This window comes from Pseudomonas sp. D3, from assembly GCF_029320995.1.
Taxonomy (GTDB): domain Bacteria; phylum Pseudomonadota; class Gammaproteobacteria; order Pseudomonadales; family Pseudomonadaceae; genus Aquipseudomonas; species Aquipseudomonas paraveronii.
Map to the genome: position 1 here is coordinate 1,241,843 of NZ_CP119772.1, position 26,559 is coordinate 1,268,401.

Sequence of the window (26,559 nt, forward strand, 5' to 3'; positions counted from 1 at the left end):
TCACGCGTCCTTCTGCTTGGTACCGAAGATCTTGTCACCGGCGTCGCCCAGGCCTGGGATGATGTAGCCGTGTTCGTTCAAGCGCTCATCGATGGACGCGGTGTAGATCTGCACGTCCGGATGAGCCTTCTCGACGGCGGCGATACCTTCGGGCGCGGCGACCAGCACCATGGCGCGGATGTCCTTGCAACCGGCCTTCTTCAGCAGGTCGATGGTGGCAACCATGGAACTGCCGGTGGCGAGCATCGGGTCGATGATCATCGCCAGGCGCTCGTTGATTTCCGGTACGAGTTTTTCCAGGTAGGTGTGGGCCTGCAGTGTTTGTTCATTGCGGGCGACGCCCACGGCGCTGACTTTTGCGCCCGGGATCAGGCTGAGTACGCCTTCGAGCATGCCAATGCCGGCGCGCAGGATCGGCACTACGGTGATTTTCTTGCCGGCGATTTTCTCGACCTGGACGGGACCGGCCCAACCGCAGATCTCGTAGCTTTCCAGGGGCAGGTCTTTGGTGGCTTCGTAGGTGAGCAACGCTCCGACTTCCTGAGCAAGCTCACGGAAGTTCTTCGTGCTAATGTCGGCGCGGCGCATAAGGCCGAGCTTGTGTCGGATCAGCGGATGGCGGATCTCGCGAGTGGGCATGGGAAAGGCTCCGGCGGCGGGCAAAAAAAACGGCCTAGATTAATCTATCCGAGGGTGTTGTCCTATAGACATCTAGCACGTTAGTCCATTAAGGCTTGAACGTTGCGCTTCACATGCGTACCTTTGCCCGCTTTTCTTGCCACAGCACCCCCTGGAGAGCGCCATGTCCGCTGATCTCGAGCATATCCGTCAAATCATGCGCGAGGCTGACTGCCTGTACACCGAAGCGCAAGTCGAAGAGGCGATCGCCAAGGTCGGCGCACAGATCAACCGCGAAATGGCCGACACCAACCCGGTGGTCTTCTGCGTGATGAATGGTGGTCTGATCTTCGCTGGAAAATTGCTGACCCATCTGCACTTTCCGCTGGAAGCGTCCTACTTGCACGCCACGCGTTATCGCAACGAAACCAGCGGCGGCGACCTGTTCTGGAAAGCCAAGCCGGAAGTCTCGTTCATGGACCGCGACGTGCTGATCATCGACGACATCCTCGATGAAGGGCACACCCTGGGCGCGATCATCGACTTCTGCAAACACTCCGGTGCCCGCAAAGTCCACACCGCCGTGCTGATCGACAAAGACCACGACCGTAAGGCTCGGCCTGAGATGAAAGCCGATTTCGTCGGCCTGCCGTGCATCGACCGCTACATCTTCGGTTATGGCATGGACTACAAAGGTTACTGGCGTAATGCCAATGGGATTTACGCCGTTAAAGGGATGTAATGCATGACTCGCTTTCTTGATCAGACGCTGTTTGCTGAATTGGCCGAGAAAGCGGCCGCCAGCCCTCGTGGCCGACACCACCACAACTTCCACGAAATGGAAGAGCCCTGCCATCGCCTCGCCGTGGGCTTGCAACCCAGCACCTACGTGCCGCCTCATCGGCACCTGAGCGCGGACAAGGCAGAAACCCTGCTGGTGCTCCAGGGGCGCCTGGGTGTGCTGGTGTTCGGCGACAGCGGTGAAGTGATCGCCAAGCGTGTGATGCAGGCGGGCGGCGAGTGTTCGGGCATCGATCTGCCGCCGGGGGTATTCCATGGCTTGGTCGTGCTGGCGCCTGACACGGTGATGTTCGAGTGCAAGGCCGGGCCGTATCGACCGGTGGGCGAGGGCGAATTGGCCGACTGGGCACCTCGCGAAGGCGATGCCGATGTGGCCGAGTATCAACGCTGGATGCTTGCCCAGTTCGATTGAGCTACAGTGCTGGGCTATCTTTCCCGGAGCGGCCTATGAGCCTATTGATTCGCACCTGCGCCGCCCTGGCGCTGAGCCTCAGCCTGCCGCTGGCCGCCGCCCCGGCGCCGATGCACAGCCAATTCCTGCCGCCGGACGACCTGGCCCTGCGCGCCGCAGCGCCCGATCAGCAGCAACTGTTGCAAGTCACCGAGTACGCGGTGGTGGTGGGTAACCAGCGTCAATCCACGCAACAGCCGATCCCCGTGACGTCGCCGTTGATGATTCGCCTCAAGGGTAAGTCCTTGAACAAAGGCGCGACCATCGCTCAGGTGATCCTCAATTTTGACGCCGAAAGTAAAAGCCTGAAAAAGCCGGTGTTCGACGACAAGACCAGAACCCTGACCCTGTCCTACCCTGCGGTCCAATACCGCATGATCGTCGACCTGCTGCGCAATGACACGGTGTATGTGCAGTTCCTCAGTTATGCCAACGGGCATATCTGGGCGGATTTGCACACCGGCGCCGTTCGCTCCAAGTAGCGAGATCACTGAAGAACCACTGTGGGAGGGAGCAAGCCCCCTCCCACAGTGGTTCTCAGTGCTTTCGAAGCCGGCGCCTCGCAGGTAGACTTTACCCCCCCGTGTAAATGTCTGCAGGCTGGAGTCGGTAATGCGTAAAGATAAGAAACAGGTGATTGGTGACGAGATCGGCGACGATCAAATCAAGTTGTTCCTGAACTTCGAGCCGGTCGACGCGACTTCACCGTCCCTGCACAAGCTGACCAAGGCCTACCGTGGCCTGCGTATCGACGACTTCGAGCGCTTCCTGGGTTTCTTCAAGGAAGCCGGCCTGGACCTCGACGGCAAGGACGAGCATGGCCAGACCTTTGTCGACCTGATCAAGGACCAGCGCAACGCCGCCGAGTACATTGAGCTGATCGATAACGCCCGCGGCTGATCGCAGGCGAAAAAAAGCCCCGCTTCTCAGATCGAGAAGCGGGGCTTTTTTATCTCGAGGCCTTAAGCGTAGCTTTCAGCTTCGTTGTTGTGCTCAACCAGTTCCAGGCTGATGTTGTTCTGCGCGTTGATTTTGCGGTACAGCTCGGCGTCAGTCTCCAGGACCTTTTCACGGGCCGGGAAGATCTCGTGCAGCTTGGCCGCCCACTCGCCCGCAGTCTTGTCCGGGAAGCAACGCTCGATCAGTTCGAGCATGATCGACACCGTCACCGAAGCGCCCGGGGACGCGCCCAGCAGCGCCGCCAGCGAGCCGTCTTTGGCCGCGACCAACTCGGTGCCGAATTGCAGCACACCGCCTTTTTTCGGGTCTTTCTTGATGATCTGCACCCGTTGGCCGGCCACTTCCAGGCGCCAGTCTTCGGCTTTTGCTTGCGGGTAGAAGCGGCGCAGGGATTCCAGGCGCTGTTCCATGGACTGCATCACTTCGCTGACCAGGTACTTGGTCAGGTCCATGTTGTCCCGGGCCACGGCCAGCATCGGGCCGATGTTACCGGCGCGTACCGACATCGGCAGGTCAAGGAACGAGCCGTGCTTGAGGAACTTGGTGGTGAAACCGGCGTAAGGCCCGAACAGCAGGGACGTCTTGCCGTCGACCACGCGGGTGTCCAGGTGCGGCACGGACATCGGCGGCGAACCCACGGCGGCCTGGCTGTAGACCTTGGCCTGGTGGTGCTTGACCACTTCCGGGTTATCGCAACGCAGCCACTGGCCACTGACCGGGAAGCCGCCGAAGCCTTTGCTTTCTTCGATACCCGAGGCTTGTAGCAGCGGCAGGGCTGCACCACCGGCGCCGAGGAACACGAACTTGGCGTCCACGTCGCGGCTGTTGCCGCTGTTGACATCCTTGATGCTCACGGTCCAGCCTGCGCCATTGCGCTTGAGGCCGGTCACGCGTTTGCTGTACTTGACCTGCGCATCAGGCGAGCTGGTCAGGTGGCCCAGCAACTGGTTGGTCAGGGCGCCGAAGTTGACGTCGGTGCCGTTCTGCACGCGGGTTGCGGCGATTTTTTCGTCGAGCGGGCGGCCCGGCATCATCAGTGGCATCCACTCGGCCATATCGTTGCGGTCTTCGGTATAGCGCATATCCGAAAATGCGTGGTGCTGGCTGAGGGTTTCAAAGCGTTTCCTGAGGAATGCCACGCCTTTGTCGCCCTGCACGAAGCTCAGGTGCGGCACTGGGGTGATAAAGGACTTGGACGAGCCAAAGGTGCCTTTTTTGGTCAGGTACGCCCAGAACTGCTTCGACACCTCGAACTGGGTGTTGATGTGGACGGCTTTCTTGATGTCGATGGAACCGTCGGCGGCCTGGGGTGTGTAATTCAGCTCACACAGCCCGGCATGGCCGGTACCGGCGTTGTTCCACGGGTTGGAACTCTCCGCGGCACCCGAGTCCATCAGCTCAACGACTTCCAGCTTGAGGCCGGGGTCGAGCTCTTTGAGCAGTACGGCCAGGGTGGCACTCATGATGCCGGCCCCTACCAGTACTACGTCGACTGCTTCGTTATGCGCCATTTAACGCGTCTCCAAAATCTGCAGCACCAAATTGACGGCATGGCTGCCAGGAGTGACGGGGCGGTTCACGTGTTGCCCCAGGTTACCCATGGCCAGGATCGCCATGTCCGTTTCGCAATTCTTTGCAAGTTCAGCGCACGCTTCCTGCCGGGCTAATCTGCCTATGAACGCATTCATGGGCGACTGTGGCAATTCGACTTATGGTCAACGGCGTGCGATTCATGCAATCAATCCGTAGCGGACAGGCTCAAGCTCCGGTTTTTAAGGAGTACTCGGTCCTGTGTGATTGGGCTGTTCCAGACGCTGATGGTGCTTGTACTAACGCCAAACTATTCATTTGCTCGCCACACTCTTGTGAAGTTGTGAAAACCCGTTTTTTTCACGCTCTTTTGAAGACGTGAACCTCAAAAAAGGGCTGCCCAGCCTGGCACCTGGCCCGGAAAACCTTGCCGGCATGCGGCAAAACGGGCAAACAACTCAAGTGGCCGAGCGCAATGGCAGCTCTGGCAGATTCGGTAAAGGCGGGTGGTTTGCAAAGAAAACAGCAAGCGCGCCAGCTTCACACGATCTGTGTGGGCGGCTCTCTGTGGGCGATCTGGGGGGGCTAATGCCGAGGCATTAACGATGTTGCGAGGCCCGATCAGGAGACGTCCTTATAATCGGGGGGAGATTGTAGCGAAGAACGCTAAGGAAAAGGGCGTGTTTTATGACTTTTATTAGGCGTTTGGTCAGGCGGTCAACGGCTGGTGATGCGCCGACTGCGCCGAGCGCGCGCTGATGCGGGCGCTGGCGGGCAGTGGGTGGTGCATCCAGCTCAAGCGAATTTCTTCGATTTCCACCCAGCCTTCGCCGACCGGAGGCTGGCTGCACTCTTTGAAGGCTTGGCAGCGGCCTTGCGCATCGAGCAGGGCAAATTGGCGAAGGACGGGCTTGCGCGTAAACAGCGACCAGAGAAAAGACATGGGATCGGCCTCCTGAAATTGAGACCAAGCATGCCTGCGGGGGATGACGAGCGCATGTATCGACTGTGACATATTGGTGACATCGAACCCCTGCAATGCCCGTGAGTCATAGGTTGTAACTGACGCTAGTTCCCGGCAAGGGCCGCCCGCTATACTGCTGGCCTGTCGGTACTCGATTTCTGGAGAGAAGAGCATGTTGCAACGCCTGTTGTTCGGTTTGATCACTGTGACCAGTTTGACCCTGGTTGGCTGCGCCAATAGCCCGCAACAACTCAGCCCGCAACCTAAGCTCACCACGCAGTTGGCTCCGGTGGGTCACGGTCAGCCGGTGTCGGTGCGTGTGGTGGATGGTCGTCCTTCGCCTACCCTGGGCTCCCGTGGTGGCCTGTACCCGGAGACCGCCCTGGTGTCGGTAAGCGCCGCCGACGTGCTCCCCAAGCTGCAAGCCCAGGCTGAGGCGGCGGTGCGTCTACTCGGTTTTACCCCGGCGAACTCGCCGGGCGCTCCGCAGTTGACCATCACACTGGCCGAGCTGAAATACCAGTCGCCCAAAGAAGGCCTCTACGTGACCGAGGCCTCTATCGGCGCGACGTTCAAATCCGACGTCAGCGCCGGTACCCGTCGCTACAGTGGCCGTTACGGTGCGTCCCTCAACCAGCGTTTTGGCATGTCGCCTAACCAGGAGACCAACACCAAGCTGGTCAGTGATGTCCTGAGCGACGCCCTGACCCGTCTGTTCAAGGACCCGAGCATCGGCCAATTGCTCAGCTCGCAATAACGGTTGATAAAAGACCGGGCTCAGCGCTGAGCCCGGTTTTTTTTGCCTGGCGTTTCATGCTGCGGTGTCGATAGCGAAGTCGAGCATGCTTATCCCGGTCAGCAGATCCGTCTCCGGCAGGTCCGCATGCTGGTGCCCGCCGAGGGCGCAATACACCAGCCAGTGGCGGTCCTGGACGTTGAACGCGAGGCCGCCGATCAGCGCCTCTTGCTCATCGCTTGGGGCAATCAAATACAGCCGATCCTGGTTTTGCGCGTGCAACATGACAAGCTCCCGAGTGTTCGAAGGGCCATAGAGTGAACGGTTAAGGTGACGTTCAGGTGACGCCGGAAATTACTGGATACATTAGCCGTCAATGGGGAAGGGAGCTTTAGGCGCAGGAGGCGACTATCGTTCAGGTTTGTATCTGAATTGATACCAAGGCACTGTTTCAACGAGGTTTGTGATGGCGCTGCCCGGACTGCTGATCAATGTTGTTGCTCTATTAGTGGCTTGCCCTGGGGCTGCGCTGCTATCCATTACCCGTTTGAAGGAACAGCGCGCCATGGCCAGGCTCGCCGCGCAAAGCGAAGAGCGCGCCATCGACCAGCCCATGCTGTTTCTGGATGTGCGCACCGAACGGGCGCATCGCCTGGCTTATCGTATTGGTTTCGCCTGCCTGGGGCTCGCGCTGCTGAGCTCATGGATCAGTACACGTTTTTAGTTGCGCCCTGAAACGACTGCGGGAGCGGGCTTGCTCGCGATAGCGGAGTAACAGTCGGCACATCTGTGACTGAACCACCGAATCGCGGGCAAGCCCGCTCCCACAGGTTTGGATAGGTGTATTACAGCGGGATGCCCGCTTTGACCCGATATTGATTGCGCACTGGCGTTGCATATTGCACCACCAGAAACGGCCGGTGTTCGATCGGGCACTCGTTCAAGCGCCGCTCCCACTCCGCTTTGGCCTTGGCCAGCTCGTCGGCCGGGAAGATATCCACTGCCTTGGGCACCTGCAATTGCGGGTCGGCGTCACTCCACTGGGCATATGCCAGGTAGTGAACCGGGAATAAGCGATAACCCCCGAGAATCTGCCGGTCCATTTCCACGGCGAGCAGTTTGGTGTCTTCGAAACGCTCGGTGATCGGCGGCGCAAAGTTCACATGCACCCGGCCCTTGTAGCCGGTAATGCCGAGGGCAATGCTCACATCGTCTTCGCCCTGCGCCTTGGTGTAGGTGCCGGTGGTGGCGCGGATGTACAACTCGCGGGCCTTGGCGGCATCGCACGGGTCGTACTCGTAGCTGATGGATACCGGCGTCAGGTTCAGTGACTGGATCACCTCGGCAAACGGCTCGTCCTTGCGGCTGACGTGAAACATCTTGAGGATCGCCGATTCGGTGCGGTCATCTCCATCCTTGGCGCGGCCTTCGGCCTGGGCGATCCAGATCGACTGACAGTCGTGGCGTATCGAATGGTTGATGTAAGCCGACAGCAGTTGGTAGGCCGCCATCTTTTCCTTTCGCCCGGTGATCGAGCGATGCACGATGAAACTCTTGTTCAGGCGCATCAGGTCGCTGACAAACGGTTTTTGCAGCAGGTTGTCGCCAATGGCGATACGGGGCGTCGGCAGGCCGGCGTGATACACGGCATAATTGACGAAGGCCGGGTCCATTACGATATCGCGATGGTTGGCCAAAAAAATGTAGGCGGTGCCCGATTTGAGCTGTTCCACGCCCGTATAGGTCACGCCGTCGGTCGCTCGATCAATGGTGTGGTCGACGTAATACTCGACTTTGTCCTGCAGCGTGGCCACGGTGGTGACATCGGCGAATTCACGGCGTAGCTTGCGGGCGATCATTGGCTTGAGCAGCCAGCCCAAGGCGCCGGCAAAGCGCGGGAAGCGGAAGTGGGTCAGGATGTCCAGAAAGGCCTTGTCACTGAACAGCCGCTCCAGCACTGCCGGGACTTCGCTGTCGTTGTAAGGTCGGATGGTATCGAATTCGCCCATCATGCTCTCTTGTTAGAAACGGCTAGGGTAAGTAGAGAAAATACCAGGGTGCGGCCTGAGTAATGGGCTCGGCCGAAATATAACCCTGTAAATAGACCGGCGATTATACGCACAAGTCACCTGGGAGGCTGCGATGCTGGAAACTGCGCTGTACGATTGTCCTTATTGTGGCGAGGTGGTGGAAACCACGGTGGATTTATCCGGCGGTGACCAGACTTATATAGAAGACTGTCATGTGTGTTGCCGACCGATCATTTTCAGTCTGCAGGTCCATGGTGAAGAGTGGATGCTCGAAACGCGCAGCGAAAACGAATAGCAGGTGCGCCCATGCAGCGAATCTATGAACCGGAAAACCTGATGGAAGGCGAGTTACTGCAGCAGATGCTCGCCAGCGAAGGGATCGAGGCGCACTTGGTGGGGCGCCATTTGCTCGGCGGTACGGGTGAGTTGCCGATTTTCGGGCTGCTGGGGCTGGAGGTGGACAATGACCAGGCTGCCTACGCCCGCGAGCTGATCACCACCTATAACTGTGCGCAACCGTTGCCCAGCGATGAACCCGACAGCTTCCCTGATGTATTGGTCTGTTAGGCTGTCGGTCGGTTTACCCAAGAGTCGTGTTGCCCCATGTGTGGACGTTATGCCCTGTTTCGCTGGAATCCCACGTTTGCTGCTTTGCCGGGCTTTCCGGCGGATCAGCAGGCCCAGTGGAATATTTCTCCCAATGATTCGGTGCTGATCCAGCGCGCCGCCGACGGCCAGCGCACCCTGGCGCGCGCCCGTTGGGGCCTGACGCCGCCATGGCTGACGGATCTTTCCCGTACTCCGGCGCATGCCCGTGCCGAAACCCTGGCTGAGCAACCGATGTTTCGCGAAGCGTTTCGTCAACGCCGTTGCCTGCTACCGGCTAACGGTTTCTACGAATGGCGTGGCACCCAGCGCAAGCGGCCGTACTGGCTGACGCCAGGGGAAGGTTCGACGCTGTTTTTCGCGGCTATCTGGGAAGCCTATCCAGTGCAGGAACAAGTGTGGTTGAGCACAGCGGTGGTGACGCAGGCGGCGCAGAGTCAGCGGCGGCCGTTGATTCTGGACGCGGCGGGGCAGGAGGCGTGGCTGAACCCCGAAACGCCCTTGCACGTATTACAGGGGTTGCTGGCCAGTGAGCCTGTCCCTTTGCGCGAGCGGGTTTTGGCCAACATGGTCAACGATCCCAAGCTCAATGGGCCTGAGTGCCTGACCCCGGCTTGAATTTTGATCGGATTGATCCAGCCTGTTGCTGTGGCGGGAATGTGGGATGTATCCGAAATTTAGCGTCTACACGTCTGATGTATCTAGCGTCGATACAAATCACCGCCTAGGATACTCGCCATGTTTTCAAGGCGTCTTTCAGGGAGAGTGTGTTGATGAAGAAATCATTGGCCGTAAGTGTATTGGCGGCGGCGGTGCTGCTGGCCGGGTGTCAGTCGGTCAACACCACTAGCGGCGGTGCCGTTGGGGTGGAGCGCAAGCAGTACATGTTCAGCATGCTGTCGAGCCAGGAAGTCGACCAGATGTATGCGCAGTCCTACCAGCAGACCCTGGGTGAGGCTGGCGGCAAAGGCCTGGTGGACAAGACCAGCGCCAACGCCAAACGCGTGCAGGCCATCGCCAACCGCCTGATCGCCCAGGCGCCTACCTTCCGTCCGGATGCGGCGCAGTGGAAGTGGGAAGTGAACCTGATCAAGAGCGATGAGATGAACGCCAACTGCGGGCCGGGCGGCAAGATCTTCGTGTACAGCGCGTTGATCGATAACCTCAAGCTCACCGATGACGAACTGGCTGCGGTGATGGGCCATGAAATCGCCCACGCCTTGCGTGAACATGGCCGTGAAGCCATGTCCAAAGCCTACGGCATCGAGATGGCCAAGCAAGGCGCCGGCGCGTTGTTCGGCCTGGGCCAGGACAGCCTGGCGCTGGCCGATACCGTGGCCAACTACGGCATGACCTTGCCCAACAGCCGCAGCAATGAAAACGAAGCGGACCTGATCGGCCTGGAGCTGGCGGCCCGCGCCGGTTACAACCCGAACGCGGCCATCACGTTGTGGAACAAAATGGCCAAGGCTTCGGAAGGCGCGCCACCGGAGTTCATGAGCACTCACCCGGCCTCCGACAGCCGGATCGCCTCGTTGCAGGCGGCGATTCCGAAGGTGATGCCGCTCTACCAACAGGCCAAGAAGTCCTGATAATCCAAGCCTTATGAAGATCCAAATGTGGGAGGGGGCTTGCCCCCGATGGCGTTGGGTCAGTTAGCGCATGCATTGACTGATCACCGCTATCGGGGGGGGCCCCCCCTCCCACATTGGATTGGGTTTGCAGGCTTAGACCCTTAGATCCAGCCGCTGCTTTGCATGGCCTTGTACACCGCCACGATCGCCAGGACGAAAAACGCCGTAGCCGCCAGTCGACGAATCAAGGTCAACGGCAATTTCTCTGCGGCAAAATTCCCCGCCAGAACCACCGGTACGTTGGCAATCAACATGCCCAGGGTGGTGCCGATAATCACCAGCCACAGCTCAGGGTATTGCGCTGCCAGCATCACCGTGGCGATCTGCGTCTTGTCGCCGATTTCGGCGATGAAGAACGCAATCAGGGTGGTCAGGAACGGCCCGAACTTGCGCGAGGTGCTGGCTTCGTCATCGTCGAGTTTGTCCGGTACCAGGGTCCACAGCGCCGTGGCGCAGAAGCTCGCCGCGAGAATCCAGTGCAGCACCGCATCCGAGAAGAAACTACCGAACCAGGCACCCACTGCACCGGCGGCGGCATGGTTTGCCAGGGTCGCGGCGATGATGCCGGCGATGATCGGCCAGGGTTTGCGAAAGCGTGCGGCAAGGATGAGCGCGAGCAGTTGGGTCTTGTCGCCGATTTCGGCCAAGGCAACGATTGCGGTAGGTACGAGCAATGAATCGAGCATCAGGTAGGTTTCCAGGGGCGGGTCGACACGGCTATGACACGTACAGCCTTCCCGCCCCGGGTAAGGTGTGCGTGTCATAGGTCTTGTCAAACCCCGGTCCGTCTGAGCGGACTCCTGGGTCGCATACGCCATGGTCTGTTGACCAAGTATGTTGACGTATGCCGGACGAGCGTGGCGCTCGTGGGAGACTACTCCCCTAGGACGGAGCGGATTCTGCCTAGGCGAAATCCATTCGGCAAGTGTTCTTTTTCAAACGCCTGTCAGCCGCGCTTGGCGCGATAGATGCGAAAACCGTTGCCTTCGGCCTTGATCGCACACACGCCCAAGTGCTCTTCGATCAGTGGCTGGTACTTCAGGAAACTGTTGGCAACCAGCCGAAGTTCGCCGCCTTTTGCCAGGTGTTTCGCAGCTTTTCGCAGCAAGTTCTCCGTGGCGAAGTAGTCGGTGTGGACTCCCACATGGAACGGCGGGTTGCTCAGGATCGCGTTCAAGCCCATCGGCGCGGCGTCGATGCCATCCGCCGTCAGCACCTCGGCTTCCAGACCGTTGGCGGCCAGGGTCAGGCGGCTGCTGGCGGTGGCGAAGGCATCCACATCCAGCATCGTCACTGTATTGTGCGGGTAGCGACGTTTGACCGCCGCGCCCAACACTCCAGCGCCGCAACCGAAGTCCAGCAGGTGGCCACTGGGCAGTTTGTCCAAGTGTTCCAGCAATAATTCGGTACCGCGATCCAGGCGGCCGTGGCTGAATACGCCCGGCAGGCTCACCACCTTCAGCGGCCCCTCGGCCAGCGGCACTTCGAAGACCTGCGCCAGGCTCTCCAGCTCCACCGCTTGCGGCGCGTTGGCCACGGTGATTTGCCACAACTGGCAGTGGCGCGCGTTATCGAGTTTGCGCGGCTTGCCGAAGGGGATCATCTGCTTGGCGGCGCTTTCGATACCGCCTTTTTTCTCCCCCACCAGAAACAGCTCGGCGTCGGGCAGGCGTGCGGCCACGGCGTTGAGCAGGTAGTCGGTCAGGTCCTTGGACTTGGGCAGGAAGATCACTGCCGCATCAAACGCGCGCTGCGGCACATTCACGCCGAACTGGCTGCGCTCGGGGAAACGTGCGTCGAGCGCCGCCTGGTCACCGGCATGCCAGCACCAGCCATGCGCATTGGGCAGGCGGCCGAGCAAATCGTCAGCGGGCAACCCCACCAGCAGCAGGTTGCCTTGAAAAAGTTCGGCCTGACGAAGCAGTACTTCACTGCGCGGATCCATGGTCTGCTCCTTGAAAAGGGGCGCAGTTTATCAACTGACGACGCGCAGCGGGGCGCCGCTGAAAAAGCCGCGGGCGTTTTCTGCCAGTTGACCGACGATCCGCTGCCGCGCTTCGCGACTGCCCCAGGCATTGTGGGGCGTGACGATGAAGCGCGGGATGTCGCCGGCCAGCAGCGGGTTGCCATGCACCGGGGGTTCGACGCTCAGCACATCGGTCGCCGCGCCGCCCAGGTGCCCATTGCGCAAGGCATCGGCCAGGGCCTGTTCGTTGATCAAGCCACCGCGCGCGGTGTTGACGATAAACGCGCCGGGCTTGAGTAGCGCCAGCTCGCGGGCGCCGATCAAGTCGCGGGTGTGTTCGTTGAGCGGGCAGTGCAACGTCAATGCGTCGACCTGCGCCAGCAGTTCATCCAGCGGCACGCGATCGGCGCGGGCAGGGCGCCCGGGAATAGCGCCGAGTATGACGCGCATGCCGAAGGCTTCGGCCAGCCGCGCGACGGCGCTGCCCAGTTCGCCATGCCCGAGCAAGCCGAGGGTTTTGCCTTCGAGTTCGACGATCGGGTGATCCAGCAGGCAAAACTGCTTGGCCTGTTGCCATTTGCCGGCCTTCACGTCCCGCTGATAGTCGTTCAAACGCGTCGCCAGGTTCAGCAGCAGCATGATCGTATGCTGCGCCACCGACGGCGTGCCGTAGCCCTGGCAGTTACTCACGGTGACGCCATGGGTACGGGCGGCTTCAAGGTCGACGTTATTGGTGCCGGTGGCCGACACCAGGATCAGCTTGAGCTCGGGGCAGGCCGCCAGGGTTTCGCTGTTGAGCGCAATCTTGTTGCTGATGGCAACTTGGGCGCCTTGCAGGCGCTCGAGCACATTCTGCGACGTGGTCTGCTCAAATAGCTGCAGGTCGCTGAAGCAGTTTCGCAACTCGCTGAGGTCGAGGTCCCCCAGGTCCAGGGACGGGTGATCAAGGAAGACGGCGCGGCGATTGTTCGTCATCAACTGTACCTTTTGTGACAGGGTTCGAAGGCGTAATCTACCGAGCCTATCAGATGAAATAATCTGTTACTTCATGGAGTGAGTATGTACGTCGCCGAGTTTTTGACTGTGGCCCTGATTCACCTGTTGGCGGTAGCCAGCCCCGGCCCGGATTTCGCGGTGGTGGTCCGTGAAAGTGTGACCCACGGCCGTCGCGCCGGGACCTGGACTGCATTGGGCGTGGGCTCGGCGATTTTCCTGCACGTGGGGTATTCGTTGCTCGGCATCGGCTTGATCGTGTCCCAGTCCATCGTGCTCTTCAACGCACTGAAATGGGCGGCGGCGGCGTACCTGCTGTACATCGGCTTCAAGGCCCTGCGCGCGCAGCCGGCCAAACCTGCCGCCGAAGGCGAGTTGCACCGCGAAGTTGGCGAGCGCACTCCGCGCGGGGCGTTTACCGCAGGCTTTGTGACTAACGGTTTGAACCCCAAGGCGACGTTGTTCTTTCTGTCGCTGTTTACCGTAGTGATCAACCCGCACACCCCGCTGGCGGTGCAGGCTGGTTATGGCGTGTACCTGGCGGTGGCCACGGCGTTGTGGTTCTGCCTGGTGGCGATGTTGTTCAGCCAGCAGCGTGTCCGCGCCGGTTTTGCGCGGATGGGGCATTGGTTCGATCGGACGATGGGAGCGGTGTTGATTGCGATTGGGGTGAAGTTGGCGTTTACCAGTATGAAGTGAGTCGAACTCTCTTACGGCCGGCACCAAGATGGAATATGGTTTTGTCCTTGGCGGAACCAGCGGGTTCGAAAGCCAATTTTTGTATAGGCGGCATCACCATCTCCTGTTGGGGAAATCGACTTCACGTACTGGATGGGCGCTTTCCGGTAAGGGGTCGGTAAGCCCCTCGACATCTGTCTTCTCCTCGAATATTTGACCGTTGTTACCGACCAGCCTATAGCTATACGAAGGCAGTCTTTTCCCCCATTCGTCCACAATGAGGTAGCGCCCAAACCCTGGCTTATCCGGTTCTGGGAGCCAGTCGGGTAACAGCTGCGGGCGGGGGTCCCGACAATCGGCATAACGCCAGCGTGAAAAGCACTCGGGGGCACGTCCTGTGCGCAGGCTTTGTAGTTTCCAGAAGTCTGGCGTCGATTGACCATCTGCCACGACATTGCCGTCGGGATAGGTGAAAACGGTGTGGTTTCCCTCTTTTTTTTCCTTTGGCCCCGCCGAATAAACTATGAAATCGGAATGTATGACTGGTTCGAAATATACCTGCCGCGCCTGTAATGCTTGGTAACTGAGGTAAATGCTGCCCTCGCCGGCCAAGCCCACAGTTTTTTTATAAGGCCCCAAAAACTCTTCATCGACCCAAGGGTAGTAATCCTTCTTGATCGTCAGATCGCCTTCAACCTTGATATCAGCTCCTCCCCGTGGCGAGTCGTTGTAGTCAAATATCACAACCACGCCCCCGCCTCCCCCAGAGGTCACATTCTCGCCAAAACGCGTTGGATCAGCATAAACCACACCAAATGTCACATTCGCCAGATGCCAGCGGCACGCGCCACCGCCATCTTTCGGCAGTTCCACTTGGTAGAGATCACTCTGCCCCTGGCGCTCCAGTTCCTTGTAAACCGAGTGATGACCATCCCGTTCAGTGCGCTGGCCGCTGGCGCCGTAGTCGACACGCTTACAAATGGGCGAGCGATACATCACCCACATGGTTTCGGTTTTCAGCTCCTTGGGCAGTTTTACGGTGACGGTTATTTTTTCGCTGTTAGCAGGCGGGGCCAGGCTGTGGTCCTGACGGCATCCACTGAGACTAAAAAACATCGCGCACACAACAGTGAGCAGGCGCAGAAACCGGATTTTGTTCTTTCGCGTGTTGATCGGCTTAACCATAGGTTTTCTCGTAATAAGCTTTTGGGTCGGCAATGGCGTTAAAGCGCCGCAGCGCCTCGGCGCCACCTGCTACTTGCTGGGTGATATGCAGGGCGTGGTCTACCAGGCGCTGTAAGTCGAGGAACACGCGATTGCGGGCCAGTTCTTCCTCGTGAATGCTCCCGTAGTAATCCTTTAGCTGTTGTTCGAACTTGCGCCGTTGGACCTGTCGCTCCAGCAACGGATCGCGCTCGGCGTCAATCGATTCCAGTAATTGGTTATGGATATAGGGTTGGTATTGCGACATGAAGTGATCGCCAATACGCAGCATTCGACCCGTCGCCGGGTTGCTGTAACGAGGGAAGAACCGGGCCCGGCTTTCGGCGTTCAACGACGTGTTCAGGCACTGCGTGGCCTGCTCGACCTGCAGGTCACCGTCCTCGCTCAGGCTGGGGACCAAATACAGCTTGGCTTTTTCCGGCAGTTCGTAGGCGATAGTGCTGCGATAGGGCGTGCCATCGGGTTTTCGGTAAGCAGGGTATGGAGTGATCTCCTGTTGCTGGTGTTGCTCGGCACGGAAAAACATGGCGATCTCACCGTGATGGCTGAACGGGTCTTCATGTTTGAATACTGCGCTGGAGACGGCTTGACGTAGCGACCAACTAAACCCAGCGAGCAGGCCGACAGGGCCATAGGCGTCATATAGGTAATTGTCCAACGCGGCCTCGGGGGGGCACGCGAGGAATGGCGTCCATGTCGTTGACATGGCGAAAGTGCCATAGGTCGCCCAAAAACTGTACGGCGTGGAGGGTAAAGGTGCGGGGCATGCCGTAGGTGTAGAGCAGGGGGTTATGGTTTTTCAGCGAGGCCGCGTGGATGAGGCCGAGGGCGCCGCCCAGGCTATGGCCGCAGATGAACAATTTTTTATCGCGAGCACCACCAAGAATCGTCTTGCCAAAATCAGTATCAAAAACTCTTCTCGCCACCTCAAAGGCATCGCGAAAGCCAAGATGCACATTGCCCACAGCAGTAAGGTCAGGGCAAGGAACCTTGGGCTCGCAAATCGCAGCGATCTCCGGTTTCACAGGACGAAAGGTCGCATCGGTGATGAGGTCAGCAAGCCCTTCCATCTCAGTACCGCGCCACGCCACCAACACCTTGGATGCATTGATAGCGTAAAACAGCTGGGTGTGACCTTCCGGCACGTCTGCCTTAGCGGTATCCAAGACTTTGATCGTCAAATAACGATCACTAAAAGGCACATCAACCACCACACAGGGCCATGCCTGGCCGTTATCCCAAACCCGAGGTGTACGTGACAAATCCAGGCATTGCTGCTCGAAAAACTCGTTGACGGAACCCAGTTCGCGTTCATCCCGCGTGCTATACGCCAGAATACTCATCAAACCCAGGTTGTAGGCATTGACCAGGCTGTACCCAGGCTGGTGATGCAACATCAGAGACCAGGCGCGAAATGGGCAGACTTCCAGCACATGACGACGGTCCAGTTCATCGCCACTGACGGTGAAGCCGTTGAACTTTCGTTCCGGGAAATGAAACGTCGGTAGCTGATTCGAATCATTCAAGGGGGGCTGGAAGGTTGGTTGTCGGTCACATAATTGACCGATTCGCAGATAGTGGTAACAGCGCCCCGCAGCCAACGCCTGCTTCTCAATCGGCGAAAAGCCTGAGCGTTGCGGGCCATACAGCGGTGTACGATCCCCGATAACCGGCCGAGGGGGCTCTGCGCGTTCAGCACGCAAACGACGCGTTTGCAGTTGATCGGCCAAAGGGTTGGCCTCCATCAACAACGTGATAGACAGCGGATGCAAGCCCTCGATGCGAATCACCCCCTCGGCATCGCTGCGGCCAAGAAACTCCGGCACAACACGCTCACGAGTGGCCTCATTCATCGCACGGTAAGGCAGGTTCGCCAGGGGCTCGCCCTGTTCATCCAGCAATTGGAACTCTATCCAATGCCGTTTCTGTTTGCCGCCGATGAATTCCTTGTTCGGGTTGAGTGTGTCCGTGCGGTGCATGGGATCGTTGTGCATAGCGGTCCTTTAGCGATGGGTGCGACGAAAGTCCAAAGCGTAAAGAGTTGCTATCCGTGACGAATGTCGGAAGGTTCGCCTTTCAGCGAAGGGTGCTTCCTGATCTTATTTGCTTATGTCCCGAAGCGGATGCTGGCTCAAAGCTAGCATTCACAGGAGGCTGCAAATCATTCCTTTGGCTGATTTGGCCAGCACATAACGTCTCTACAGTGCAGGTCTTCAAGCCAAGACCGTGCAGTCATAAAAAGGGATTCGTATGTTGCAGACCCGTGTTATCCCGCCCGCCGAAGGTGCGTACCAATATCCGCTGTTGATCAAACGCCTGCTGATGTCCGGGGCCCGTTACGAGAAGACCCGGGAAATCATCTACCGCGACAAACTGCGCTACACCTACCCGACCCTGATCGAGCGGGTTGCTCGCCTGGCCAATGTGCTCACTGACGCCGGGGTCAAGGCCGGTGATACCGTCGCTGTGATGGACTGGGACAGCCACCGTTACCTGGAATGCATGTTCGCCATCCCGATGATCGGCGCGGTGATCCACACCATCAACGTGCGCCTGTCGCCCGAACAGATTCTCTACACCATGAACCACGCCGAGGACCGCTTTGTGCTGGTCAACAGCGAGTTCGTGGGGCTCTACCAGGTCATTGCCGGGCAGCTCACCACCGTCGACAAAACGTTATTGCTGACCGATGCGGCGGAGAAAACCGCCGAGCTGCCCAATCTGGTGGGGGAGTACGAAACCTTGCTGGCCGCCGCCAGCCCGAAGTACGATTTCGAGGATTTTGACGAAAATTCTGTCGCCACCACCTTCTATACCACCGGTACCACCGGCAACCCCAAGGGCGTGTACTTCACCCATCGCCAATTGGTGCTGCACACCATCGGCGTGGCGACCATCATGGGCAGTGTCGACAGCGTGCGCCTGCTGGGCACCAACGACGTGTACATGCCGATCACGCCGATGTTCCATGTGCATGCCTGGGGCCTGCCGTATGTGGCTACCATGCTGGGCCTGAAACAGGTCTACCCCGGCCGTTATGATCCGGAATACCTGGTGGAGCTGTGGCGCAAGGAGAAGGTCACCTTCTCCCACTGTGTGCCGACCATCCTGCAGATGGTGCTCAATGCCAAGGCCGCCCAGGGCGTGGACTTTGGCGGCTGGAAGATCGTCATCGGCGGCAGCGCCCTCAACCGCACGCTGTATGAAGCGGCCAAGGCCCGTGGGATTCAACTGACCGCTGCGTATGGCATGTCCGAGACCGGGCCGCTGGTGTCCTGCGCCCATCTTAACGATGAGCTGATGGCCGGCACCGAAGACGAGCGCACCACTTACCGCATCAAGGCCGGTGTGCCCGGGCCCTTGGTGGAAGCGGCGATCATCGACAGCGACGGCCATTTCCTGCCCGCTGATGGCGAGTCCCAGGGCGAGTTGGTGTTGCGTGCGCCGTGGCTGACCGAGGGCTACTACAACGAGCCGCAAAAGGGCGCGGAGCTGTGGGAAGGTGGCTGGATGCACACCGGCGACGTGGCGACTCTCGACGCGTTTGGGGTGATCGATATCCGCGACCGCATCAAGGATGTGATCAAGACCGGTGGCGAGTGGGTCTCGTCCCTGGCCCTCGAAGACCTGGTCAGCCGCCACCCGGCGGTACGCGAAGTAGCGGTGGTCGGCATCGCCGACCCGCAGTGGGGCGAGCGCCCGTTTGCCTTGCTGGTGGTGCGTGATGGCCATGTGATAGGGGCTCGCGAGCTCAAGGAACACCTCAAGCCGTTCGTGGAATTGGGCCACTTGAGCAAGTGGGCAATTCCAAGCCAGATCGCCATTGTTACTGAAATTCCCAAGACCAGTGTCGGCAAGCTCGACAAAAAACGTATCCGCATCGACATCATCGAATGGCAGGCCAACAACAGCACGTTCCTGTCCACCCTTTGATACCCTTCGCCGTGCTCGTTCGGGCACGGCAATGCTCTATCTCGCGGCTTCACTTGTGATTTGCCGATTTTCAGCCATCCTTGCCGCGTCGGCCTTCGTCGACGTGGCGAAAGGGCTGTGGCAGACGGGTCGGTGATGCAAATCACACTTTAGAGGGATCAAGCGGTACCCCCTGCTGGCTATAGTCCCTCTCAGAGTTTTTCAAGGATGTTGCACTTCGAGCCACGGGGGCTCGGTTGCCGGAGCGGCATTGGAATCGTTGTATTTCGGCCGTTACATGCATCACAGAAAGAACTCACTGCCATAACAATAATGCACATGGAGTAGCGTCGATGACCTCAGTAAACCAGTTCTGGCGCCGGGCAAGATTGCCCCTGGCTGTCAGTCTCGCCTCTACGCTCGCCGGGCCGGCATTCGGCGTCAGTTTCAACATTGGTGAAATCGAAGGTAGCTTCGATTCGTCCCTTTCCGTGGGAGCCAGTTGGTCGACAGCCAACGCCAACCGCGACCTGATCGGCGTCAACAATGGTGGCAAGGGCTTGTCCCAGACCTCCGATGACGGCCACTTGAACTTCAAGCGCGGCGAAACGTTCTCGAAAATCTTCAAGGGTATCCACGACCTGGAGTTGAAATACGGCGACACCGGTGTGTTTGTGCGGGGCAAGTACTGGTATGACTTTGAGCTCAAGGACGAAAATCGTGAGTTCAAGGACATCAGTGACAACGGCCGTCCTATGGGCGCCCGGTCTTCTGGCGGGGAAATTCTCGACGCATTCATTTATCACAACTACTCGATTGCCGATGAGCCCGGTTCCGTGCGTTTCGGTAAGCAGGTTGTGAGCTGGGGCGAAAGTACCTTCATTGGCGGCGGTATTAACTCCGTCAACCCGATTGACGTGGCGGCGTTCCGTCGCCCTGGCGCCGAAATCAAGGAAGGCCTGATTCCGGTCAACATGTTCTATGTGTCACAGACTCTGACCGAAAACTTGTCGGCGGAAGGCTTCTATCAGTTGGATTGGGAGAAGACCGTCACCGATAACTGCGGAACATTTTTCTCCCAGGCGGACGTCATTACGGGCGGGTGCAATGACAACCTGCGGTTGCTCAGCAAGCGCTCTGTCATAACCGCGGGCGGTGGTTTGCCGCTGATGAATCGGTTTGGCGTCGACATTAACGAAGAAGGTGTACTGGTCAAGCGCGGCGCTGATCGTGACGCACGCGATAGCGGGCAGTTCGGCGTAGCCATGCACTACAACTTCGAGCCGCTGGACACTGAGTTCGGCGCTTATTTCATGAACTACCATAGCCGTGCGCCGATTTTCAGCGCCAAGGGCGCATCGGCGGCGACTTACGCCGCAGCTAACGCATTGACGTCCACGCCAGCCAGTAGTCTGCGTCCACTCATCGTGGCCGGTAACTCCAGCTACTTCGTCGAATATCCAGAAGACATTCGCCTGTACGGTTTGAGCTTCTCGACGACCTTGCCTACCGGCACAGCGTGGAGCGGCGAGATCAGCTACCGGCCGAACGCACCGGTTCAGCTCAACACCACCGACATCTTGTACGCGGGCGTTACACCGCTGATTGGCTTGAATGGCGCCTCCCCGCTCAAGGGCGCCGCAGGTCAGGATCTGAATGGCTACCGCCGCAAGGAAATTACCCAGATCCAGACAACCTTTACGCACTTCTTTGATCAGGTCATGGGCGCCAGCCGGCTGACGCTGGTGGGCGAAGTGGGGATGACCCACGTCGGTGGCCTGGAAAGCAGCTCGAAAGCCCGCTACGGGCGTGATCCGGTATTTGGCCCTGGGGAAGGCCCACTGTGTGCGACGCTTAACGCGGGAACCATTGCGGGAGCAGGCGCAGGTACTGACCGCAGTAATCTGACGGCCAACTGCAACAATGACGGCTTTACCACCGCCAACTCCTGGGGCTATCGCGGCCGGGCAATCTGGGAATACCCGGATGTGTTTGCTGGCGTGAACCTCAAGCCCAACGTGGCCTGGTCCCACGACGTCAGCGGTTATTCGCCAGGCCCAGGCGGCAACTTCGAAGAAGGTCGCAAGGCTGTCAGTCTCGGCCTGGATGCTGAATACCAGAATACCTACACCGCGAGCCTGGCCTACACCAACTTCTTCGGCGGTAAGTATTCCACTGTAGACGACCGTGATTTCATCGCCCTGAGCGTCGGCGCCAACTTCTAAGCACACTGCATTTCAGGAAGAACCAGAACATGAAAATAACTAAAAGTCTGTTGCACGTTGGTGTGCTTGGGCTGTCGATCCTGGCGAGCAACGTCATGGCGGCGGTATCGGCGGATGAGGCCGCCAAGTTGGGCACGACCCTGACCCCGATGGGCGCCGAAATGGCCGGTAACGCGGCAGGCACCATTCCTAAATGGTCGCCACTGGCAACGAATGCTGGCGCCGTCGACGCCCGTGGTTTCCTGGCCAACCCTTACGCCAGTGAGCAACCGCAATTCACCATCACCGCGCAAAACGTCGAGCAATACAAAGACAAGCTGGCGCCGGGGCAGTACGCGATGTTCAAGCGCTACCCGGAAACCTTCAAGATGCCGGTCTACCCGACCCATCGCGGCGCCACCGTACCGGCCGAGGTGTTCGCCTCGATCAAGAAGAACGCCACCACCACCAACCTGGTGTCCGGCGGCAACGGCCTGGAAAACTTCGAAACCGCCGTGCCGTTCCCGATTCCGAAAAGCGGCGTTGAAGTCATCTGGAACCACATCACCCGCTACCGTGGCGGCAGCGTGACCCGTCTGGTGACCCAAGCCACGCCGCAAACCAACGGTTCGTTCAGCCTGGTGTATTTCAAAGACCAGTTCGTGTTTCGCGACAAGATGAAGGACTTCGACCCGAAAAACCCCGGCAACGTGCTGTTCTACTTCAAGCAGCAAGTGACCGCGCCGGCGCGCCTGGCCGGTGGTGTGCTGCTGGTCCACGAAACCCTCGACCAGGTCAAGGAACCGCGCTCGGCGTGGGTCTACAACGCCGGCCAGCGCCGTGTGCGCCGGGCGCCGCAAGTGTCTTATGACGGGCCGGGCACCGCCGCCGACGGCCTGCGTACCTCCGACAACCTCGACATGTACAACGGTGCGCCGGACCGCTACGACTGGAAACTGGAAGGCAAGAAAGAAATCTACATCGCCTCCAACAGCTACAAGATCGACGATCCGAAACTCAAGTACGCCGACATCATCAAGGCCGGCCACATCAACCAGGACCTCGCACGCTACGAGCTGCGCCGCGTGTGGCACGTGGTCGCGACCCTGAAGGAAGGCCAGCGCCACATCTACGCCAAGCGTGATTTCTTCATCGACGAAGACACCTGGCAAGCGGCGGTGATCGATCACTACGACGGTCGCGGCCAACTGTGGCGCGTCGCCGAAGCCCATGCCGAGAACTACTACGACAAGCAAGTGCCGTGGTACGCCCTGGAAACCCTTTACGACCTGCAGTCCGGCCGTTACCTGGCCCTGGGCATGAAGAACGAAGAGAAGCAGGCGTATGACTTTGGCTTCACCGCCACCACCAGCGACTTCACCCCAGCGGCCCTGCGCCAGGACGGTGTTCGCTAAGCTGTACGCGTAGCCAAATGTGGGAGGGGGCTTGCCCCCGATAGCGGTCTGACTGCCAATAAATTTATTGGCTGACCCAGCGCAATCGGGAGCAAGCCCCCTCCCACATTTTTTGTAGCAGTTCTTTTTCAGGCAAATGTTGCAAAGATCTACAAAGCCGCCGCTTTTACCGCTAGTCTGCGGACATCTGCAATGCCGACAACAGCCTTCTACAAGAGCCCGGCGATGACTGATTTGTCCCGAATCCAGGGGTCTGCCAGCGCGGTAATCCCGACCCTGGAAGGTCGCTTCTACAGGCCTCCGTTGCCTGACGGCTACGTGCTGCGACCGCGCCTGTGCGAACGGCTGAGCGCCGGCCTGGAAGGGCGATTGCTACTGGTCTGCGCACCCGCGGGGTTCGGCAAGAGTTCGCTGGCTGTCGAGTTCTGTCAGAGCCTGCCGGCCCATTGGCAAAGTCTTTGGTTGGGCCTGAGCCCACGGGATAACGACCCCGGCCGTTTCCTCGAGCGTCTGCTTGACGGCTTGCAGCAATATTTCCCGCAGTTGGGTGCCCAATCCTTGGGCCTGCTGAAAATGCGTCAGCGTCACCAGCCGTTTGCCTTTGAAGAATGGCTCGATGGCTTGCTCGATGAGCTGGCGCTGCATTTGTCCACGCGTGCGCCTTTGTTGCTGGTGCTGGATGACTACCATTTGGCCCAGGGCCCGGTGCTTGATCGCTGCCTGCAATTTTTCCTCAATCATTTACCTGATGGCCTGCTGGTGCTGGTTACCAGTCGCCAGCGCCCAGACTGGCACCTGGCGCGCTTGCGCTTGTCTCGGCACCTGCTGGAGTTGCATGAGCAAGACCTGCGCCTGACCCACGCCGAATCCTTGGCGGTGTTGGATCGCCACAGCAGTTCGCTGCGCGGCGAGGCGCTGGATAACTTGATCCGGCGCAGTGAAGGCTGGGTCGCAGGCTTGCGTTTCTGGCTGTTGGCGGCCTCCGAAGCCGGGAATGAAGGCGCCTTGCCGCAAAGCCTGCACGGCGGTGAAGGGTTGATACGCGACTATTTGCTGGAGGAAGTGATTGATTGCCTGCCGGCGGAAGTCCAGGCGTTCCTCTACGAAACCGCCTCGCAGGAACGCTTTTGCAGCGAACTGTGCGACGCCATACGCGACGCTCATGACAGCGCGGAAATCCTGCGTTACTTGCAGGCTCACCAGGTATTTCTGGTACCGCTGGATGAGCAGGGGCACTGGTTCCGTTATCACCATTTGTTTTCCGACCTGCTGCGCACCCGGCGCGCGAACAGCGCCGCGCTGCCGCCCGCCAGCCTGCACCTGCGCGCCTGTCGCTGGTTCAACGCCCAAGGGCTGATCGATGAAGCGGTCGAGCAGGCGTTGCGCGCCGGCCATCTGGATGTGGCGGCGAGCTTGGTGCAGAACCTGTCCGAGGAACAACTGCTGGCCGAGCAGAACGTCGGCATGCTCTTGCGTTGGAAAATGGACTTGCCCGACAGCCTGCTGATCAGCACACCCCGGTTGATCGTGCTGTATAGCTGGGCCTTGGGCCTGGCGTGCCAGTTGGATGCGGCGGAAGAACTGTCCGGCTACCTCAGCCGTTTCCTGCCGGCGCCATCGGCCACCGCGCAGAAGTCGATGCTGGCGCAGTGGCTGGCGCTGAGCGGGATCATCGCCCGGGGTCGAGGTGACCGCGAGTTAACCCAGCGCTATTGCAGCGAAGCCTTGGAAAGCCTGCCGCAGCGCCGTTACGGCCAGCGCCTGATGTGCCTGTCGACTCTCTCCAACCTGGCGATCGTCGACGCCGATCTATGGCGCGCCCGTGGCTTGAACCGCGAATCCCTCGAGTTGGCGCAGCGTGTCGGCAACCCACTGTTCGAGGCCCTGGCCCATTACGACCGCGCCCGGGTCTTGCAGGCGCGCGGTGAAATCCTGCGCTCGCTGGATGAAGTACGCCAGGGCCTGCAGCGCTTGCACGACCTGTCGCCCCAGCGGCTATACGCCGTGCGCGCCCGATTATCGCTTTACGAAGGCTACCTGCTGCTGGCGCGTTATCAGCCGGAAGCCGGCCTGGACCGCCTGCGCGCCGGCCTGGCCGAAGCCCGTGCTTGCCGGGATATCAGTGTGCTGATCGGCCATTGCGTGATTGCCAACGTCGAAGGGCGTCGCGGCGATTTCGCCAAAGCCTTCGCCGAATTGGCTGAGGCCGAGCGCCTGATGCACATCTGGGACGTGCCGCCGATTTACTACCTGGCAATGATCACCCTGATCAAATGCGAGCTCTGGTTAGCCCAGGGGCGTACCGACCTGGCCGATGCCTGGCTGACCCGCCTGGGGCAAACCTACAACGGTGAACACGCGGCGGCCGCCCCGGAGTTTCATCCGCATCTGCCACAGCATATCGAGCTGCAGCAGGCCGCGCTGGATGCCATCCGCCATCAACCGGCGGCGGCACTCCAGCGGCTCGAAGACCTGGCGCAACACGCCCACAGCAGCGGGCGCCAGATGATTGCCCTGATGGCGCTGACCCAGCAGGCGCAGTTGCTGCTGGAGAACGGCCTGGAGGCCAAAGCGCGAGAGGTGTTGGCCCGCGCACTTGAAGCCGGCGCCGGGGGGGCGCTGCAACCCTTCCAGCGATTGCTTGAAGGGTATCCCGACTGGATGCGCGATCAACTCGGCCAAGATCCCCATGGGGTATTGAGCCAGTGCCTGTTGGGGTTGCTGCCGGCCGTCGCGGTCAGCGAGCCGGCGCCCAACCATCAAACCCTGAGCGTCCGCGAGCTGGCGGTACTGCAACTGATCGCCCAAGGCTGTTCGAACCAGGAAATCAGTAAGCGACTCTTCATTTCCCTGCACACGGTCAAGACCCACGCCAGCCATATCAACAGCAAACTGGGGGTGGAGCGGCGCACCCAGGCGGTGGCGCGGGCGCAGGAGCTGCGGTTGATTGGTTAAAGAGTGAACGCCGTGACGAGCGAGCTTGCTCGCGGTGGGCTGCGAAGCCACCCCAGTCTGGTTTAATAGTGCAATTATTCTGGCGAGATTCGTCCGAAACTACCCTTCATTTGCACCCGAGGCCCGTTCATGGACACCGCAAAGCCGACCCTCATCCGCGAAACCTTCCCCGTCGGCCCGTTGCAGTGCAACTGCACCATCATCGGCGACCCCATCAGTAAAAAAGCCATCGTAGTCGACCCCGGCGGCAATCACGAACTGATCCTGGCGCGGCTCGATGCGCTGGGTCTCAAGGTGGTGAGCATCATTCACACCCACGCCCACCTGGATCACTTCCTGGCTTCCGGCCAGTTGAAGGAGAAGACCGGTGCAACCCTGCACCTGCACAAGGCCGACCAGTTTCTCTGGGACAACCTGGAGATGCAGTGTCAGATGTTTGGCGTGCCATATACGCCGGTGCCGTCCCCGGACCGTTGGCTGGCCGACGATGAAGAGCTGGCCTGCGGTTGCGGCGTAGCATTGCATACGCCGGGGCACACGCCGGGGTCGATGAGTTTCTGGTTTGCCGACGCCAAACTGCTGATTGCCGGGGATACGCTGTTTCGCCGGGGCGTGGGCCGCACGGATTTGTGGGGCGGGGACCAGGCGGCGATCGTGCGGTCGATCAAGCAGCGGTTGTATACGTTGGATGAGGCTGCGACGGTGGTGACCGGTCACGGGCCGGATACGCGACTGGGTGATGAGATGCGTGAGAACCCCTTTGTGCGCGCATGACTGCAGCGCAAGCGGTCAAGCCCTGTAGCAAAAAACTCAGCATGTGTTCAGCGTGCGTCTGCTACGGTTTGTGCCGCGACGGTAGTCCTGAATCTTTTGTTACAGGTC

Annotated in this window: 27 protein-coding genes and 1 riboswitch; of the genes, 16 read left to right on the forward strand and 11 right to left on the reverse strand. The window is 59.7% G+C overall.

The features are described 5' to 3' along the window. Positions 1 to 639, reverse strand: a complete 639-nt coding sequence (gene upp / locus P3S72_RS05485) for a uracil phosphoribosyltransferase (RefSeq protein WP_247395974.1) — start codon at positions 637 to 639, stop codon at positions 1 to 3. A 163-nt stretch (positions 640 to 802) separates the two neighbouring features. On the opposite strand from upp, the gene P3S72_RS05490 reads away from it, so the two are divergent. The 4 genes from P3S72_RS05490 (at position 803) to P3S72_RS05505 (ending at position 2,770) form a co-directional block, all read left to right on the forward strand. Beyond that, positions 803 to 1,360, forward strand: coding sequence for a hypoxanthine-guanine phosphoribosyltransferase (locus tag P3S72_RS05490; RefSeq protein ID WP_276196540.1), 558 nt, complete (start codon positions 803 to 805; stop codon positions 1,358 to 1,360). A 3-nt stretch (positions 1,361 to 1,363) separates the two neighbouring features. Then, the gene (locus P3S72_RS05495; RefSeq protein ID WP_276196541.1) at positions 1,364 to 1,831 is read left to right on the forward strand and encodes a WbuC family cupin fold metalloprotein; all 468 of its coding nucleotides are present in this window, start codon (positions 1,364 to 1,366) and stop codon (positions 1,829 to 1,831) included. Positions 1,832 to 1,866: 35 nt separating this feature from the next. Beyond that, positions 1,867 to 2,352 carry a hypothetical protein gene (locus tag P3S72_RS05500; RefSeq protein WP_247395972.1) on the forward strand — a complete coding sequence of 162 codons (486 nt, stop codon included), beginning with the start codon at positions 1,867 to 1,869 and terminating at the stop codon, positions 2,350 to 2,352. 130 nt (positions 2,353 to 2,482) lie between these two features. Further along, entirely contained in the window at positions 2,483 to 2,770 is a 288-nt protein-coding gene (locus tag P3S72_RS05505; protein ID WP_276196542.1) for a PA4642 family protein, read from the forward strand. 62 nt (positions 2,771 to 2,832) lie between these two features. Here P3S72_RS05505 and mqo read toward each other — a convergent pair whose 3' ends face one another. Continuing rightward, positions 2,833 to 4,341, reverse strand: coding sequence for a malate dehydrogenase (quinone) (mqo, locus tag P3S72_RS05510; protein WP_276196543.1), 1,509 nt, complete (start codon positions 4,339 to 4,341; stop codon positions 2,833 to 2,835). A 728-nt stretch (positions 4,342 to 5,069) separates the two neighbouring features. Then, the gene (locus P3S72_RS05515) at positions 5,070 to 5,303 is read right to left on the reverse strand and encodes a hypothetical protein (protein ID WP_276196544.1); all 234 of its coding nucleotides are present in this window, start codon (positions 5,301 to 5,303) and stop codon (positions 5,070 to 5,072) included. Positions 5,304 to 5,496: 193 nt separating this feature from the next. Between P3S72_RS05515 and P3S72_RS05520 the strand changes: the two genes are divergently transcribed. Then, on the forward strand, positions 5,497 to 6,081 hold the full coding sequence (locus P3S72_RS05520) for a YajG family lipoprotein (RefSeq protein WP_276196545.1): 585 nt from the start codon (positions 5,497 to 5,499) through the stop codon (positions 6,079 to 6,081). Between the two features lie 54 nt (positions 6,082 to 6,135). Here the strand turns inward: P3S72_RS05520 and P3S72_RS05525 are convergent, their stop codons facing one another. After that, positions 6,136 to 6,345, reverse strand: a complete 210-nt coding sequence (locus P3S72_RS05525) for a hypothetical protein (protein WP_276196546.1) — start codon at positions 6,343 to 6,345, stop codon at positions 6,136 to 6,138. Positions 6,346 to 6,526: 181 nt separating this feature from the next. Between P3S72_RS05525 and P3S72_RS05530 the strand changes: the two genes are divergently transcribed. Beyond that, on the forward strand, positions 6,527 to 6,784 hold the full coding sequence (locus P3S72_RS05530; RefSeq protein WP_276196547.1) for a hypothetical protein: 258 nt from the start codon (positions 6,527 to 6,529) through the stop codon (positions 6,782 to 6,784). A 121-nt stretch (positions 6,785 to 6,905) separates the two neighbouring features. Here the strand turns inward: P3S72_RS05530 and P3S72_RS05535 are convergent, their stop codons facing one another. Next, positions 6,906 to 8,069, reverse strand: coding sequence for a 1-acyl-sn-glycerol-3-phosphate acyltransferase (locus tag P3S72_RS05535; RefSeq protein WP_276196548.1), 1,164 nt, complete (start codon positions 8,067 to 8,069; stop codon positions 6,906 to 6,908). A gap of 133 nt (positions 8,070 to 8,202) precedes the next feature. On the opposite strand from P3S72_RS05535, the gene P3S72_RS05540 reads away from it, so the two are divergent. From P3S72_RS05540 to P3S72_RS05555, 4 genes are all read left to right on the forward strand, one after another. Then, on the forward strand, positions 8,203 to 8,385 hold the full coding sequence (locus tag P3S72_RS05540) for a CPXCG motif-containing cysteine-rich protein (protein WP_276196549.1): 183 nt from the start codon (positions 8,203 to 8,205) through the stop codon (positions 8,383 to 8,385). Between the two features lie 11 nt (positions 8,386 to 8,396). Continuing rightward, positions 8,397 to 8,657, forward strand: a complete 261-nt coding sequence (locus P3S72_RS05545; RefSeq protein WP_276196550.1) for a DUF2007 domain-containing protein — start codon at positions 8,397 to 8,399, stop codon at positions 8,655 to 8,657. Positions 8,658 to 8,693: 36 nt separating this feature from the next. Next, the gene (locus P3S72_RS05550; RefSeq protein ID WP_247395962.1) at positions 8,694 to 9,314 is read left to right on the forward strand and encodes an SOS response-associated peptidase; all 621 of its coding nucleotides are present in this window, start codon (positions 8,694 to 8,696) and stop codon (positions 9,312 to 9,314) included. A gap of 155 nt (positions 9,315 to 9,469) precedes the next feature. Beyond that, positions 9,470 to 10,288, forward strand: coding sequence for a M48 family metallopeptidase (locus tag P3S72_RS05555; protein WP_276196551.1), 819 nt, complete (start codon positions 9,470 to 9,472; stop codon positions 10,286 to 10,288). Positions 10,289 to 10,431: 143 nt separating this feature from the next. On the opposite strand, the gene P3S72_RS05560 is transcribed toward P3S72_RS05555, so the two are convergent. The 3 genes from P3S72_RS05560 to P3S72_RS05570 all read right to left on the reverse strand — a co-directional run bounded on the left by P3S72_RS05560 (position 10,432) and on the right by P3S72_RS05570 (position 13,271). Beyond that, positions 10,432 to 11,016 carry a TMEM165/GDT1 family protein gene (locus P3S72_RS05560; RefSeq protein ID WP_276197899.1) on the reverse strand — a complete coding sequence of 195 codons (585 nt, stop codon included), beginning with the start codon at positions 11,014 to 11,016 and terminating at the stop codon, positions 10,432 to 10,434. Between the two features lie 89 nt (positions 11,017 to 11,105). Next, a riboswitch (yybP-ykoY riboswitch) is annotated at positions 11,106 to 11,225 on the reverse strand. A gap of 51 nt (positions 11,226 to 11,276) precedes the next feature. After that, on the reverse strand, positions 11,277 to 12,275 hold the full coding sequence (locus tag P3S72_RS05565; protein ID WP_276196552.1) for a class I SAM-dependent methyltransferase: 999 nt from the start codon (positions 12,273 to 12,275) through the stop codon (positions 11,277 to 11,279). 30 nt (positions 12,276 to 12,305) lie between these two features. Next, positions 12,306 to 13,271: a 2-hydroxyacid dehydrogenase gene (locus P3S72_RS05570; RefSeq protein ID WP_276196553.1), complete on the reverse strand. Its 966-nt coding sequence runs from the start codon at positions 13,269 to 13,271 to the stop codon at positions 12,306 to 12,308. 84 nt (positions 13,272 to 13,355) lie between these two features. On the opposite strand from P3S72_RS05570, the gene P3S72_RS05575 reads away from it, so the two are divergent. After that, on the forward strand, positions 13,356 to 13,988 hold the full coding sequence (locus P3S72_RS05575) for a LysE family transporter (RefSeq protein ID WP_253393439.1): 633 nt from the start codon (positions 13,356 to 13,358) through the stop codon (positions 13,986 to 13,988). Positions 13,989 to 14,081: 93 nt separating this feature from the next. Here the strand turns inward: P3S72_RS05575 and P3S72_RS05580 are convergent, their stop codons facing one another. From P3S72_RS05580 to P3S72_RS05590, 3 genes are read right to left on the reverse strand one after another with little or no spacing between them, the layout of a single operon-like run. Further along, positions 14,082 to 15,152 carry a hypothetical protein gene (locus tag P3S72_RS05580; RefSeq protein ID WP_276196554.1) on the reverse strand — a complete coding sequence of 357 codons (1,071 nt, stop codon included), beginning with the start codon at positions 15,150 to 15,152 and terminating at the stop codon, positions 14,082 to 14,084. Beyond that, positions 15,145 to 15,849 (reverse strand): hypothetical protein, encoded by a 705-nt coding sequence (locus P3S72_RS05585; RefSeq protein WP_276196555.1) that lies wholly within the window; start codon positions 15,847 to 15,849, stop codon positions 15,145 to 15,147. Before P3S72_RS05585 ends, P3S72_RS05580 begins: the two co-directional genes overlap by 8 nt. Continuing rightward, positions 15,830 to 17,185 (reverse strand): lipase family protein, encoded by a 1,356-nt coding sequence (locus tag P3S72_RS05590; RefSeq protein ID WP_276196556.1) that lies wholly within the window; start codon positions 17,183 to 17,185, stop codon positions 15,830 to 15,832. The genes P3S72_RS05585 and P3S72_RS05590 overlap by 20 nt, the downstream gene beginning before the upstream one ends. 256 nt (positions 17,186 to 17,441) lie before the next feature. Between P3S72_RS05590 and P3S72_RS05595 the strand changes: the two genes are divergently transcribed. The 5 genes from P3S72_RS05595 (at position 17,442) to P3S72_RS05615 (ending at position 26,451) form a co-directional block, all read left to right on the forward strand. After that, positions 17,442 to 19,124, forward strand: coding sequence for a fatty acid--CoA ligase (locus P3S72_RS05595; protein WP_276196557.1), 1,683 nt, complete (start codon positions 17,442 to 17,444; stop codon positions 19,122 to 19,124). Between the two features lie 332 nt (positions 19,125 to 19,456). Further along, positions 19,457 to 21,328 carry a DUF1302 domain-containing protein gene (locus P3S72_RS05600; protein WP_276196558.1) on the forward strand — a complete coding sequence of 624 codons (1,872 nt, stop codon included), beginning with the start codon at positions 19,457 to 19,459 and terminating at the stop codon, positions 21,326 to 21,328. Between the two features lie 29 nt (positions 21,329 to 21,357). Then, complete coding sequence (locus tag P3S72_RS05605) at positions 21,358 to 22,722, forward strand: DUF1329 domain-containing protein (RefSeq protein ID WP_276196559.1); 1,365 nt, start codon at positions 21,358 to 21,360, stop codon at positions 22,720 to 22,722. A 225-nt stretch (positions 22,723 to 22,947) separates the two neighbouring features. Next, entirely contained in the window at positions 22,948 to 25,677 is a 2,730-nt protein-coding gene (locus P3S72_RS05610; RefSeq protein WP_276196560.1) for a LuxR C-terminal-related transcriptional regulator, read from the forward strand. A gap of 129 nt (positions 25,678 to 25,806) precedes the next feature. Then, positions 25,807 to 26,451, forward strand: a complete 645-nt coding sequence (locus tag P3S72_RS05615; protein ID WP_276196561.1) for an MBL fold metallo-hydrolase — start codon at positions 25,807 to 25,809, stop codon at positions 26,449 to 26,451. Positions 26,452 to 26,559: the final 108 nt, after the last annotated feature.

Excerpts from the sequence above, each read along its gene's own strand:
- upp (WP_247395974.1), bottom strand. The coding sequence starts at position 639 with ATGCCCACTCGCGAGATCCGCCATCCGCTGATCCGACACAAGCTCGGC.
- P3S72_RS05490 (WP_276196540.1), top strand. The coding sequence starts at position 803 with ATGTCCGCTGATCTCGAGCATATCCGTCAAATCATGCGCGAGGCTGAC.
- P3S72_RS05495 (WP_276196541.1), top strand. The coding sequence starts at position 1,364 with ATGACTCGCTTTCTTGATCAGACGCTGTTTGCTGAATTGGCCGAGAAA.
- P3S72_RS05500 (WP_247395972.1), top strand. The coding sequence starts at position 1,867 with ATGAGCCTATTGATTCGCACCTGCGCCGCCCTGGCGCTGAGCCTCAGC.
- P3S72_RS05505 (WP_276196542.1), top strand. The coding sequence starts at position 2,483 with ATGCGTAAAGATAAGAAACAGGTGATTGGTGACGAGATCGGCGACGAT.
- mqo (WP_276196543.1), bottom strand. The coding sequence starts at position 4,341 with ATGGCGCATAACGAAGCAGTCGACGTAGTACTGGTAGGGGCCGGCATC.
- P3S72_RS05515 (WP_276196544.1), bottom strand. The coding sequence starts at position 5,303 with ATGTCTTTTCTCTGGTCGCTGTTTACGCGCAAGCCCGTCCTTCGCCAA.
- P3S72_RS05520 (WP_276196545.1), top strand. The coding sequence starts at position 5,497 with ATGTTGCAACGCCTGTTGTTCGGTTTGATCACTGTGACCAGTTTGACC.
- P3S72_RS05525 (WP_276196546.1), bottom strand. The coding sequence starts at position 6,345 with ATGTTGCACGCGCAAAACCAGGATCGGCTGTATTTGATTGCCCCAAGC.
- P3S72_RS05530 (WP_276196547.1), top strand. The coding sequence starts at position 6,527 with ATGGCGCTGCCCGGACTGCTGATCAATGTTGTTGCTCTATTAGTGGCT.
- P3S72_RS05535 (WP_276196548.1), bottom strand. The coding sequence starts at position 8,069 with ATGGGCGAATTCGATACCATCCGACCTTACAACGACAGCGAAGTCCCG.
- P3S72_RS05540 (WP_276196549.1), top strand. The coding sequence starts at position 8,203 with ATGCTGGAAACTGCGCTGTACGATTGTCCTTATTGTGGCGAGGTGGTG.
- P3S72_RS05545 (WP_276196550.1), top strand. The coding sequence starts at position 8,397 with ATGCAGCGAATCTATGAACCGGAAAACCTGATGGAAGGCGAGTTACTG.
- P3S72_RS05550 (WP_247395962.1), top strand. The coding sequence starts at position 8,694 with ATGTGTGGACGTTATGCCCTGTTTCGCTGGAATCCCACGTTTGCTGCT.
- P3S72_RS05555 (WP_276196551.1), top strand. The coding sequence starts at position 9,470 with ATGAAGAAATCATTGGCCGTAAGTGTATTGGCGGCGGCGGTGCTGCTG.
- P3S72_RS05560 (WP_276197899.1), bottom strand. The coding sequence starts at position 11,016 with ATGCTCGATTCATTGCTCGTACCTACCGCAATCGTTGCCTTGGCCGAA.
- P3S72_RS05565 (WP_276196552.1), bottom strand. The coding sequence starts at position 12,275 with ATGGATCCGCGCAGTGAAGTACTGCTTCGTCAGGCCGAACTTTTTCAA.
- P3S72_RS05570 (WP_276196553.1), bottom strand. The coding sequence starts at position 13,271 with ATGACGAACAATCGCCGCGCCGTCTTCCTTGATCACCCGTCCCTGGAC.
- P3S72_RS05575 (WP_253393439.1), top strand. The coding sequence starts at position 13,356 with ATGTACGTCGCCGAGTTTTTGACTGTGGCCCTGATTCACCTGTTGGCG.
- P3S72_RS05580 (WP_276196554.1), bottom strand. The coding sequence starts at position 15,152 with ATGGTTAAGCCGATCAACACGCGAAAGAACAAAATCCGGTTTCTGCGC.
- P3S72_RS05590 (WP_276196556.1), bottom strand. The coding sequence starts at position 17,185 with ATGCACAACGATCCCATGCACCGCACGGACACACTCAACCCGAACAAG.
- P3S72_RS05595 (WP_276196557.1), top strand. The coding sequence starts at position 17,442 with ATGTTGCAGACCCGTGTTATCCCGCCCGCCGAAGGTGCGTACCAATAT.
- P3S72_RS05600 (WP_276196558.1), top strand. The coding sequence starts at position 19,457 with ATGACCTCAGTAAACCAGTTCTGGCGCCGGGCAAGATTGCCCCTGGCT.
- P3S72_RS05605 (WP_276196559.1), top strand. The coding sequence starts at position 21,358 with ATGAAAATAACTAAAAGTCTGTTGCACGTTGGTGTGCTTGGGCTGTCG.
- P3S72_RS05610 (WP_276196560.1), top strand. The coding sequence starts at position 22,948 with ATGACTGATTTGTCCCGAATCCAGGGGTCTGCCAGCGCGGTAATCCCG.
- P3S72_RS05615 (WP_276196561.1), top strand. The coding sequence starts at position 25,807 with ATGGACACCGCAAAGCCGACCCTCATCCGCGAAACCTTCCCCGTCGGC.